The organism is Enterococcus sp. DIV1224 (assembly GCF_050555455.1).
GTDB lineage: Bacteria > Bacillota > Bacilli > Lactobacillales > Enterococcaceae > Enterococcus_B > Enterococcus_B lactis.
In genome coordinates this window covers 494,436-506,464 of sequence record NZ_CP187859.1, presented here as the reverse complement: position 1 = coordinate 506,464, position 12,029 = coordinate 494,436, and the positions used below count along the sequence as shown (strand labels likewise).

Sequence of the window (12,029 nt, the reverse complement as noted above, 5' to 3'; positions counted from 1 at the left end):
AAAATTAGATTATAAAATTTTATAACAATCTCATTTAACAGAACTCAAGTTATTAAGACAGGTAAATAATCTCCGACTATTTCCTTGAAAAACAAAAAAATAAAGCACGAATGCGTATTTACGCACTCATGCTTTATTCATGCAATTGATTCAGATAACGGCAGCACACAAGATACCGATAACACTTCCTAAAATAGCTCCTCCTAAAACATCAGTAGGATAATGTAAAAGTAAAAAAATTCTTGAATAAGCGATCAAACAAGCAAATAGAAAAGCTAGTATTCCTGCAATACGACTTAACTCGAACAACGCTGCTACAGATAAAAAAGCAAGTGCCGTATGCCCTGAAGGAAAAGAAGAAGTCTTCGGTTTACTTGTATAAAGGACAAGCCGACGATTTTTTTCATAAGGTCTTTTCCGTTTTGTCGTTTTTTTAATGAGAAGTAGACCAACAAAAAAATAGATTAGACTGCCTATAAGAATAGCTAGACCATATTCTCTTGTATCAGGTATCAAAACTAAAACCGTAGCAAGGAGCAGCCAAATAAAACCGCCATTAGAGATATTACTGATAAATTTCAAAAAATTGATTTTCCGATTGTCCGTTTCTCGTTGTTTAGCAAACTTATTGATAATACTATCATCGATTTTAGCAATCAAACGCAGCATGTTATTCCTCCTTTTTAAGACCCTTTTCTTGCGTACGATGGATAAAAAGCAGGACTTGAAAATAAAACAAGAAGCTGAAACCTAATAAAGCAAGGTAGACTGGTCCTGCAAACCATAATGCAATCAGAAGTATCGACGTGCCTGCTAAATAGAAAAGTGCACTTTTAAAATCATTAAAAAACAAGAAAAATGCTGCAATCCAAGAGACTTCTTTTTGATTTTCCAGTTGAAGCAAGATTTTGTAACTAAAAAGAACAGCACTTAATAGAAGCAAAAACAACGTAGTATACATCAATGTATAGCCAATTCTCCCACCCAAATAATGGAAAATCCGATAATCGATGAATAAAAGAAGAAAATAACTACTTGCTAAACTATCTTGCTTTCCATAAAGAGAAAGATTCTCACGAAACTTCTTCCAGTATAATGAACTGAGCTTTTTCTCTTCATTTTTTTTGTAATAATAAATCATATAGAGAACTGTTCGACTTGCCGTTCCTAATGTGAAAACAGGCAAGACGCACAGGAACCACAGTAGCTGTAACTGGATAAGACGCGGAATCCATTCAATGATTTCTAAAAAATAATCATTGGCTCTTTTACCAATCGACCGATTCATCATCCTTTTGATCCTCCTGTCAAATCCATTCCTTCAATGAAATAACGTTGTGCAAAAAAGAACAGCAAGATCGTCGGAATCAAGACAAGTGTTGCTCCTGCCATCAGATAATTCCATTGTGTCGTCGCTTGGTTCTGAAAAACTTGCAAGCCAATCTGCAACGTGTATTTTTCTTGATCTTGGATATATAACAGAGGACCTAAGAAATCATTCCAAGCCGCGTTGAAGGAATTGATTGCAATCGTGATTAAAGCAGGTTTCGTCAATGGAAGCATCAAATGACTCCAAATATACAAATGATTCGCTCCGTCGATTTCAGCAGCTTCGATCAATTCATTATTGATCGATAAGTAAAATTGACGCATCAGAAATATATTGAACGCATTGCCGAAGAACGATGGAACGATCAGGGGCAAATAAGTACCTACCCAGCCGATCTTGGAGAATAATACATATTGAGGAATCATCGTTACAAACCCCGGGATCATCATCGTAGAAAGAACCAAAGCAAACATCAGCTTTTTCCCAGGAAAATCAAGCTTCGCAAATCCATAAGCAATAAAAGAATTCGAAAGGACATTACCGATCACTACTAGCACAGTGATGAATAACGTATTTCTTGCATAGCGCCAAAAAGGAAATGCGGCAATCGTATCCAGATAGTTTTCCCATACGATTTTTTCTGGGAAAAAGGTCGGAGGATAACGAACGATTTCTTCCATCGGTTTCAATGAAGTAAATACCATCCAAAGCAATGGAATGAGCAAAATAATTCCTATTATCGTCATAAGCACATAGCTTAGCATCTTTTTTGATTGCCGATTCACACTGGTTTTTTTAAAATAATCCATCATTTGCCGTCACCTCCAGAATAATAGACCCATTTAGGTGCAAGCTTCAAATTGACGAAGGTCAGAACCAAAACGATCAGAAATAGGATCATCGACATAGCCATCGCATATCCCATATCAAAAGCGACGAACGCCTTGTTCCACATATGCAGATTATAAAAAAGCAAGGAATTTGCAGGTCCACCTGTTCCATTTTTCGTCATGACATAAGCTTCTTGAAAAATTTGGAAAGAACCGATCGTAGAGGTGATCACATCGTAAAAAATAATAGGAGTGATTAATGGCAAAGTAATACTTTTGAACTTTCCCCAAACGCCTGCTCCATCGATTTCTGCTGATTCATATAAAGATCTAGGAACATTTTGTAATGTAGCTAAGTAAAGTAGCATTGCTCCTCCAGAGCTCCATATTTTCATCAAAATCAACGCAGGTTTCGTCCATTGTGGATCAAACAACCAAGCTGGTCCAGGGATATGGAACCAGCCCAGAAATGTGTTGATCAATCCTGCAGATGGAGAAAGCAGCTGCATCCATAAGATGTAGACTGCTACTCCTGATAAGACTGCCGGTAAATAGAAAACTGTACGGAATACACTGATTCCTTTGATTTTTTGATTGAGTACTGTGGCTAAAAACACACTGAAAATCGTCGTCAGCGGTACATTGAAGATGACGAAATAAACGGTGTTGTATAACGATTTCCAAAATAAATCATCATGAACGAACATTCTTTTGAAATTTGCTAGACCAATGAAATTCATCTTGGATGTCAAATTATAATCGGTGAAACTACCAATAACTGAAAAAAGCATAGGCCCTAGCATAAAGATTAAAAAACCGATAATAAAAGGCGAGATAAATAAATAGGCCCATCTTGCTTCTTTTTTCTTTCGGATAGATAAACGCTTCAAATTTTCTTGCCTCCTCTGTACCTAGACAGTCAAAAACGGATTATTGATTTTGCTTGACTAAGTTCTCTACTGCTTTTTGTGCATCTGCCAATCCTTCTTTTGCTGATTTTGTTCCTAAAAGAATCTGGTCGATCTGTTCATTCACTAATGTCGTATAATCCGGTGCATCTAAAGGAACTGGTGTGATCACCGTATTTTTAAAGTTTTCGTCCGCCATTTGATAGATCATTTTCCCTTTGTCCGTTAGGTTGTCATTATTCACTAAATTCTCGTTGGCTGTTTTACTTGCCATGATATCAAAACTTTTTTCGCCGAATTTTTCTTGTACTTCTGGAGAAGAAAGATATTTGATGAATTCATAAGAGGCTTCAGGATCTTTTGCTCCGTATGGTACTTCCAAGACGAATCCGCCACCCCATGACCAATGACCTGAACCTTCCTCTTTTTCTGGAAGCTGCATCACGCCAAAATCAAAATCATCCGGTGCGTTTTCCATCAAGCTAGAGTAATAATTAATGTTTTGGGCGCGCATGGCTACTAATCCAGAAATAAATGGATCAGACACACCAGAACCAAATTCTGCTTCTAATTTGTTGATTGTATTTTTTCCATAATAATCTTGCCAGTCTTGAATCCATTCTAAGGCTTCCACTTTGTTTTTAGTATCAATCTTGACCTTTTCGTCCTTATCAAACCAACTAGTCCCGTTGTCTGCGTTTAATGCCCATACATCAGCACCTAAATTCCATAATGGATAAAAACCGATACGCGTAAACTCTTTTCCTTCTTTTTTATCTAGTTTACGTGCTGTTTCTTCTAATTCATCCCAAGTTGTCGGTAGATCTTGTTCGCTGATCCCAGCTTCTTTAAATAACTTTTTATTATAAAAAATGACTTGTGTATCTGTATTGAATGGGATGGCATAAGGATCACCCTTATATTCTACTGTGTCCCAAAGCTGGGGATAAAAATCCTTAGAAGTATCTTTATCTACATACTCGGAGAGATTGGTTGCTTGCTGTGCTTCTGCTCTTTGCGCAACGGAATTTATGTCCTGTACAATAACATCAGGTGCATTTCCAGCCGTTATTGCAGATAAAGATTTGGTCCAAATATCCCCCCATGGCTGATACTTATAATTTACATGGATCTCGTCTTGTGATTGGTTGAAATCCTCAATGATTTCTTCGATGGCTTCTTTTCGTGCGCCCGACCCCCAAAAGGACCAGAAATCAATATTTTTTCTTCCATCACTTGTTTTTTCAGAAGAATTTGCTACACTTGAGCTGGCATCGCTTGTATTACTTGATCCGCATCCTCCTAATAAAAACAATGCTGAACTTGCCAACAATCCTGTAAACAATAAATTTTTCATATTTTACCTCCAAATTTTAATGTAACCGATGTCGGTTTTAATATAACGATATCATTTTGTTCTGAAAATAACAATTTATAAGGTGTGATTATCGAAAAATTATTAATGATACCAACACTTTATATAATTAGCGAGCGTTTTCTTTGGATTTTTTAATCTTTCGTAGCAGAATGAGAATGTATTAAAAAAAGATTAGGAGGAATTTTGATGTTTAGACACCAGAAAGAATTGCAGTTTGAGGCAAAACCAGATCGTCCGAATCCATTAATCGCGAAATATCTGCAGGAGCTGATCGGCGGCCAATATGGCGAGATGAGTGTAGCTATGCAGTACCTGTTCCAAGGTTGGAGCTGCCGAGGAGAAGAAAAATATAAAGATATGCTGATGGACATTGCAACAGAAGAAATCGGCCACGTAGAAATGTTGGCGACAATGGTTGCTCGTTTATTAGAGGGTGCGCCTGTTGAAGATCAAGAAGCAGCGATGCAAAAAGATCCAACAATCGGTGCCATTATCTCTGGAATGAATCCACAGCACGCGATCGTAGCTGGCTTAGGACCTCGTCCTGCTGACAGCGTGGGCAATCCATGGAGCGGTGCCTATATCATTGCGAGTGGCAACTTGTTAGCAGATTTTAGAGCTAATTTAAATGCCGAATCACAAGGAAGACTTCAAGTAGCACGTATTTACGAAATGATCGATGATCGTGGCGTAAAAGATATGCTGTCTGTTCTCCTTGCAAGAGATAGCTATCATCAAAACCTATGGGAATGTGCAGTGAAAGAATTAGAAGAAAAAGAAGGTTCAATCTTAGTCCCAAGTACTTTCCCGCGTGACAAAGAACGAAAAGACATTGCTTATGACTTCTATAACTTCTCAGAGGGAGACCAAAGTAGTGAAGGTTCTTGGGCTAGCGGCAAAGCATTGGACGGCGAAGGCGAATATCAATGGTTGAAAGAACCTAAGATCGAAGGCGCTGCACCAAAATTAGAACCAGTAACACCAAAAATGTATGGGACACCTCCATTCAAGAAATAAAAAACATACGTAGGAAAAAGGTTGCGACAAGATTTTTGTCACAACCTTTTTATTGTATTAGAAACGACTTTCCTATTGGCTCGATTCAAATTTTTGGAAAAATAAATTCCCTTCAGCAATTAAGCGAACACCTCTGTTTTCTGGATTCAATGTGATATATTCTTTCTCTTTACACCATCGGAAAAACGCGTTCCCGAGATTTCCTCCTAAATGAAATGTTCGTTCTGTCCAATCTAAGCAAGGCTTCACAAGTACTCCAGATTGTTTTTTCAGTGCGTCAATATCTATTCCTAAGTCTTTGAAATAACAAACGCCTTCTTCTGTAAGTTCCACATGATGGTTTTCCATCACAAGATAGTTGTTGTGAAGGAGAAAGTTGAAAAAAACTACACCTATCACACCGGCTAAATGCCGATAACAAGATCTTCCTGCTTTTAATTCACTATATTCTTTGTTTTCATTAAATGATTTGATCGGTTTAACCGGACTAACTACCATAAGATTTTCTAACAAATCAGCGATTTCCAGAGATGATAATCGATAATAGACATTTCTTCCCTGTTTATAAGACATCACCCAATCAAGAGAATGAAGTTTTTTTATATGATAAGATGCTGTGTGATCTTTTATTTTTGCTTTCTTTGCTAGTTCATGCACGGTATGGAATCTTCCATCCATCAATAAAGTAAGGATCTCAAGTCGCGAATGATCTGCTAAGAGTTTAGTCGTTTGCTGAAGATGAGGAAATCCAGCCATTTTTTTCTCTCCTTTCACACATCGATGAGCATCGAGGAATAAGCTTAGTATACTATATTCAGAGGTGAGGATTATGTTTAAAAAAATGGAAAAAGAAAGTTTCTATTACGGATTTCCCGTCGTGCTGATGACGACTAAGGATGAAATGACTGGTAATGACAACCTCACGCCAATCAGCTCCACTTGGACACTTGGCAAAACGATTGTCATTGGAATCAGTATGCACAGTAAAGGGTATACAAATTTAAAAGTGGGACATGCCGTTACCTTCAATCTTGCAGATCAAACACTTTGGGAAAAAATCGAGAAAATCGCAAAGACGACAGGCCATCCTATCATGCCCGATTATAAACAAAAAGCTGGCTATTCCTTTTGCTCTGACAAATTTCAATTGGGAAAATTCACGAAACTAGCAGGTGAAGAAGTTGCAACTGTTCGGATCAAAGAATGCCCGATTCAAATAGAAACGTTGGTTCAACGAATTTCAACTAGAGAAGACTTTGCTATTGTAGAATGTGAGATCGTAGCTATTTTTGTAGAAGAAGGGATTTTACATGATCCAACTCATATCAATGTGGATAAATGGCAACCTCTTATCTATAAATTCAGAGAATATACAACTGCCAACCAGTCGTTAAGTTGGAATTTTAGATTCCAAGAATTCAAAGAGTCGTAATGATAAACATCGTTAGGTATAAACAAAAAAAGACTCGCAGCACGAGTAAAAAACAAATAGAAGCTATACCTTAGAAAGGTCGACTGTGACTCTATAGATGCAGTATATGCAGCTTATGAGCATTTCTTCTGTTCTCTTTGTTTTTGGGATCTGTGCTGAAGTCTTTTTTGTTTTTTGCCGATCTTTCTTTAAAAAATCGAATCTGTTATACCTTCTCCATTACTAATTCAGGCATCTGCTGAGTAATGATTTTTCGCGCAAAAGAAATATCTGTTACCCAAGGTTCGATTTGTTCTTCAGTCAAAACAAGAGGCATTCGGTCATGGATTGGTGCGACTGTGCGATTAGGTTCAGTAGTCATTATGATTGATTCTGCCGTTTTTTCATCGTGATGGCTACGATAAAAGCCGCCAATATACACTATTTTTTCCTTATTTGAAAACATAAATTTGTCTTTTTCTTCATTCCACTCATAAAAGCCGCCCATTGGGAAAACACAACGATTTTGCAAAAATGGTTGATGAAAGGTCTTTTTTTCTTCTACTGTCTCTGCCCGGGCATTGATCATCAATTGTCCTTTTTTAAATCCGGTAAATCCCCACTTCATGATTTCCGGAGTGAGATTGTTTTCTTCCTTTTTTCTTAATGTCACAACAAGATTTGACGGAAAAATTTCTCCAGCTGCTAATTTTGCTGCCTGTTCCGGTTGTTTCTTCTGGGCTTCTCGATAATAATTCTGAAGGAGCTCCGACTCTAGATCAAAAAAATAACGACCACACATCCTAATACCTCCCCCTCTTTTTATCTATCATACACTGCAACAAGAAGTTCATACCAACAAAACGCTTTCAATGAATAGAGAATTAAAAAAGTTGCGACAAACTCTCCAGTAAACGTTTTTCTCATGCCAACTCCTCGGTCACAAGTCACAATATTCAACAAACATGAGAAGCTGTTTTTTGAAATTGCTCCTTGTGACTCAGAGTGAAACGGCAAGTTCACGACCTCTGGGTAAACGGTGTTCAAAAGCCAGTTTCTCGGTATTAAGCCAAATTTATGCAAAAATGTAGAAAGCCATTTTCACAAAATTTTTCTTAATACTTGAAACTAAGCGACTTTTTCACGACCTCTTCCTTAAACGGTGTTCAAAAGCTTGCATCTGCGGTAATAAGTCCAACCAATTTAAAAACATAAGAAGCTGTTTTTACTTGGCTGTTCTTATTACTTGATGCAGGGCAGCTTTTTCACAACCTCTTCCTTAAACGGTGTTCAATCAGCTGACCCTCGGTATTAGCTCAACAAATGGCAAAATATGAGGAACTATTTTGCCGTTTGTTTCTCTAATACTCAGGTCAAAACGCTGATTTCACAACCTCTGATTCACGGTGTTCCAGAAGTAGCTTCTTCGAAAAATAAGCCGAAATTTCACAAAAATTTGAGAAGCAATTTTCGTAAATTCCTTCTTATTTCTTGAAGCTGACCACTTCTGTCACAACCTCTAATTATTAAAGAACCTTTTGCGAAGTTAACAATCTTTCTTTGATCAATTGGAAATTCTGTCTAAGTAGTGATAGATCTTGTGTGACTTTCAACAATAAGATACTGCCCTGGATTTCAGCAATCAACGCTTTGGCTTGACGGTCTGCCTCTGCATCGGACAGTTTTTCTTCAGAAAGTGCCAAGATATTTTGTTTCGTATACTTGACCCATTGATTGACTAATTCTAGTAGCAATAGACGGAATTCTTCATCCACTGTACTCAACTCAATAATCAAATTCCCCACAGGACAGCCATGATAAGTGATTTGTGCCTTATGATCAGCGAAAATCCAATCCAACATTTCTTCTAGTGCTTCTTCTGGCTGTTTTCCAGCATTTAAGATGTCTTCAAACAATTCTGTCTGCCACACGTCCATATGCGCATGGATCACCGCTAGACAAACTTCTTTTTTTGAAGAAAAGTAATAATAAAATTGACCTTTTCCCGTCTCAGAAGCTGCTAGAATATCCCGGATTGACGTTTCATGATAGCCTTTTTTATAAATAAGATCTTTGGTCGCTTCCAAGATCTTTTCCTTTGTTTTCAATGATATTCTCCTTTTTCATCTCTCATAGTCCTATATTATACAATAAATTCATCATTTTATCTTCCTAATCGTTTAAAAAAAGACTGTGCCAAATTATCTGACACAGCCCTCACTATAAAACTGTTCTCTTGTAGCTAGATGTTCATTGATTCAAGAACTGCGAGGACAAAAGCAGTTCCTATCTTATGATAGTTGCTCTAATACTTTCTCTGTTGTCATCACTTGATCTGCAATAAAACCAAAGTTCGTCAACGCTGCATCCATTGCTTCTTGGCCAGGAGCACCAATTGCATCTGTCGCTACCACAACATTGAATCCACTCTCTACCAATTCACGCATATGGGAATCGCTACACAAGTTTCCATTCATTCCACCAAGAATTACTGTATCGATTCCATTTTTTCTCAATTGAAGCGCTAAGTCGTTGCTTTCTGGTCCAAAGATTTTATGAGGAGAGCTGATAATCGTATTTTCATCCAAATATGGTTTCAATTCTTCGATAAAATCGGCTCCTGAACCTTCTTCCACTGGTTCATATTGACTTTTTCTAGCAAACATCTGCTGCTCAAGCATCATATGTTCTCCTGCACCGCCAAATTGCCATTTATGGTCATGTGGATAAAAATAATGAGGAGAAATAAAGAGTTTGTATCCTTTTTCTTTTGATTGTTTCACCATTTCAATCATATTTTCGATCGTATTGTATTTTTCTAAGATATCTTTTGTCAAACCAAAGCCACCGCCTGCTGGTTTCAAGAACTCGACTTGCGGGTCAGTTAGAACTACTGCTGTATTTTTGTTGTTGAACATGATAAATTCTCCATTCGTTATTTATTTTAATACATCATTTAGAGCTTCACTCATTGTTGGATGAGAATAGATTTGATCTCTCAATAACGTATAAGGAAGTTTTCCATTCATAGCTAGCGAAATCAAGTTGATGACTTCATGAGAATCTTCCGCATAAATACTTGCGCCTAGAATCAAGTCAGTTTCAGGATCAACTAAAACTTTGAATATCCCTTTAGGATCTTCTAATACTTGTGCTTTAGGGACGCCGCTTGTCATATACTTGAATAATTTGTAATTGACGCCTTGTGCTTTGGCTTGTTTTTCTGTTAATCCTACATTAGATAAAGTTGGAGTGATAAATACACTGTAAGGCACAGCTTTCCGATTATTCGTTGTTCGTGTATTTTCGCCTTTCAACTGATCCATAATGATCCGATAATCATCTAAAGAGATATAAGTGAACTGCAGTCCGCCTTTGACGTCTCCAATCGCCCAAATGTTTTCCGCATCTGTACGAAGGTATTCATCTACAGCGATTGCTCCGCGATCGGTCAGTTTAACATCTGTATTTTCTAATCCAAGAGAAGCTGTATTAGCTTTTCGTCCAGTTGCAGCCAAAACTTTTGACGCTTGGATTGTTATTTCTTGTCCATCTTCTGTAAAGGTAACGGCAGCTGTTGATTCTTGGTCTGCTACTTCATCGACAGTCACACCTAAGTGGAACTCGATCCCTGCATTCGTCAAATCTTCTAAAATCATTTGTGCGATGTCTTCATCTTCACGAGGAAGAAATTCAGGATGGGCATCAAGAACGATAACTTTAGATCCGTATTCATTGAACATTGATGCAAATTCCAGACCAATATATCCAGCCCCAATGATCACTAATTTTTCCGGTAATTGTTCCTGATCCATTGCTTGCGTAGAATCAATCAAGTAGCGACTTGTATTCAATCCTTTGATTGGTAAAATGATTGGTTCAGAACCAGTATTGATGAAAATCCGTTCGCCTTCAACAATTACTTTTTCACCATTATTCGTCACTTCGATTTGATGGTTAGAAAGAAAACGTGCTGTACCGTCCATCACTGTCCCAGTCGCCTCATCGCTGATCATATGATAATTTTTGGCGCGAAGCATGCCCGTCAATTTTTCTTTCCGAGCAACAGCCTCTGTAAAATCGATTCCTCTTTCTCCATTGAAAATCAATGATTTAGAAGGAATACAGCCGATGTTGATACATGTTCCGCCATACATACGTGTTGACTTTTCAACGACTAAAACCGATTCGCCTTTTGAAGCTAACGCCTTCGCTAAAGTCTTACCGCCCTTTCCAAAACCGATCACAATATTTTGATATTTTTCCATCCTTTTTCCTTCACTTCTTTTTTACCTACCGATTGGTACAAAAATATGATAACCGATAATCGTCTATTTTCCAAATCATCTGCTTTGTTTGTCAAAAAAACCAGACAAAAAGCGGTCCTTTCACGTTTTTAGTCTGGTTCGATTTCCTTTATTCTTCTAAACAATCGTTACTTCTACATCGATATTTCCTCTAGTTGCTTTGGAGTAAGGGCAGAATTCATGCGCATCTTCTGCAATTTTTTGGGCTTCTTCTTCGCTGATGCCATCGATATGCACTTCTAATACTACACCGATCTGATAGCCGCCATCATCTAAATTATAAAGAGAGACACGTGCTTTTACTGTGGACTCTGCTGTCATTCCTGCTTCTTTGATCATATGTTGTACCGCCCCATTGAAACAAGAAGCATAACCTGCTGCAAATAATTGTTCTGGATTTGTTCCTTCTGCATGGATTCCCGGAGGAGTGATTTTCATATGCATCGAGCCATTGGGTGCCTCGACCTCTCCATTGCGCCCGCCATGGTTGATCATTGCTGTTTCGTATGCTTTTTTCATTGTACTGCTCCTTTCGATTGACCATTTGCTATTTGCTATAATTATAGTGTATGACAAGTAAGGCGCTTTCTACAAAAATTCTGCTTATTCAAATACCAGAATACCGTCTTCTACTATTTTTCCAAAAAACAAAAAGATGCCACTCGTGAACAACAGGGTCATATTCGTTCCAAAATAAATAGCAATCTTTTCTAAATAATCTTTTATATGATTGATTTTGAGATACATATATACCAGAAAGTTGACCCCATAGACCAATACTGTTAAAAAAATAACCATATTCGTTACCATTTTTTTCCTCCTTTTGCTGGCCACCCTACCAGCACTCG

The 12,029-nt window shown here is 37.7% G+C and carries 14 protein-coding genes; 2 read left to right on the top strand and 12 right to left on the bottom strand.

What is annotated here, in order from left to right:
• Positions 1 to 150: 150 nt before the first annotated feature.
• From IGK53_RS02380 to IGK53_RS02360, 5 genes are read right to left on the bottom strand one after another with little or no spacing between them, the layout of a single operon-like run.
• Positions 151 to 669, bottom strand: a complete 519-nt coding sequence (locus IGK53_RS02380) for a phosphatase PAP2 family protein (protein ID WP_002291243.1) — start codon at positions 667 to 669, stop codon at positions 151 to 153.
• 1 nt (position 670) lies between these two features.
• Positions 671 to 1,291 (bottom strand): YesL family protein, encoded by a 621-nt coding sequence (locus tag IGK53_RS02375; protein WP_002291244.1) that lies wholly within the window; start codon positions 1,289 to 1,291, stop codon positions 671 to 673.
• Complete coding sequence (locus tag IGK53_RS02370) at positions 1,288 to 2,142, bottom strand: carbohydrate ABC transporter permease (protein ID WP_002329578.1); 855 nt, start codon at positions 2,140 to 2,142, stop codon at positions 1,288 to 1,290. Before IGK53_RS02370 ends, IGK53_RS02375 begins: the two co-directional genes overlap by 4 nt.
• The gene (locus IGK53_RS02365; RefSeq protein ID WP_002291248.1) at positions 2,139 to 3,050 is read right to left on the bottom strand and encodes a carbohydrate ABC transporter permease; all 912 of its coding nucleotides are present in this window, start codon (positions 3,048 to 3,050) and stop codon (positions 2,139 to 2,141) included. Before IGK53_RS02365 ends, IGK53_RS02370 begins: the two co-directional genes overlap by 4 nt.
• 40 nt (positions 3,051 to 3,090) lie before the next feature.
• Complete coding sequence (locus tag IGK53_RS02360) at positions 3,091 to 4,425, bottom strand: ABC transporter substrate-binding protein (RefSeq protein ID WP_430604948.1); 1,335 nt, start codon at positions 4,423 to 4,425, stop codon at positions 3,091 to 3,093.
• 207 nt (positions 4,426 to 4,632) lie between these two features.
• On the opposite strand from IGK53_RS02360, the gene IGK53_RS02355 reads away from it, so the two are divergent.
• Positions 4,633 to 5,463, top strand: a complete 831-nt coding sequence (locus IGK53_RS02355; RefSeq protein WP_002286789.1) for a manganese catalase family protein — start codon at positions 4,633 to 4,635, stop codon at positions 5,461 to 5,463.
• Between the two features lie 72 nt (positions 5,464 to 5,535).
• Here the strand turns inward: IGK53_RS02355 and IGK53_RS02350 are convergent, their stop codons facing one another.
• Positions 5,536 to 6,219: an ArsR/SmtB family transcription factor gene (locus tag IGK53_RS02350; protein ID WP_002291252.1), complete on the bottom strand. Its 684-nt coding sequence runs from the start codon at positions 6,217 to 6,219 to the stop codon at positions 5,536 to 5,538.
• Between the two features lie 73 nt (positions 6,220 to 6,292).
• On the opposite strand from IGK53_RS02350, the gene IGK53_RS02345 reads away from it, so the two are divergent.
• Positions 6,293 to 6,895 (top strand): flavin reductase family protein, encoded by a 603-nt coding sequence (locus IGK53_RS02345; protein WP_002291254.1) that lies wholly within the window; start codon positions 6,293 to 6,295, stop codon positions 6,893 to 6,895.
• 205 nt (positions 6,896 to 7,100) lie between these two features.
• On the opposite strand, the gene IGK53_RS02340 is transcribed toward IGK53_RS02345, so the two are convergent.
• The 6 genes from IGK53_RS02340 to IGK53_RS02315 form a co-directional block, all read right to left on the bottom strand.
• The gene (locus tag IGK53_RS02340) at positions 7,101 to 7,676 is read right to left on the bottom strand and encodes an SOS response-associated peptidase (protein WP_002291256.1); all 576 of its coding nucleotides are present in this window, start codon (positions 7,674 to 7,676) and stop codon (positions 7,101 to 7,103) included.
• A 724-nt stretch (positions 7,677 to 8,400) separates the two neighbouring features.
• Positions 8,401 to 8,982: a TetR/AcrR family transcriptional regulator gene (locus IGK53_RS02335; protein WP_002329579.1), complete on the bottom strand. Its 582-nt coding sequence runs from the start codon at positions 8,980 to 8,982 to the stop codon at positions 8,401 to 8,403.
• 183 nt (positions 8,983 to 9,165) lie between these two features.
• Positions 9,166 to 9,792, bottom strand: coding sequence for a cysteine hydrolase (locus tag IGK53_RS02330; RefSeq protein WP_002329580.1), 627 nt, complete (start codon positions 9,790 to 9,792; stop codon positions 9,166 to 9,168).
• A 21-nt stretch (positions 9,793 to 9,813) separates the two neighbouring features.
• Positions 9,814 to 11,142, bottom strand: coding sequence for an FAD-containing oxidoreductase (locus tag IGK53_RS02325; RefSeq protein WP_002341996.1), 1,329 nt, complete (start codon positions 11,140 to 11,142; stop codon positions 9,814 to 9,816).
• 156 nt (positions 11,143 to 11,298) lie between these two features.
• Positions 11,299 to 11,700 carry an organic hydroperoxide resistance protein gene (locus IGK53_RS02320; protein ID WP_002286825.1) on the bottom strand — a complete coding sequence of 134 codons (402 nt, stop codon included), beginning with the start codon at positions 11,698 to 11,700 and terminating at the stop codon, positions 11,299 to 11,301.
• Between the two features lie 84 nt (positions 11,701 to 11,784).
• Positions 11,785 to 11,991, bottom strand: a complete 207-nt coding sequence (locus IGK53_RS02315; protein WP_002308156.1) for a hypothetical protein — start codon at positions 11,989 to 11,991, stop codon at positions 11,785 to 11,787.
• Between the last annotated feature and the right edge of the window lie 38 nt (positions 11,992 to 12,029).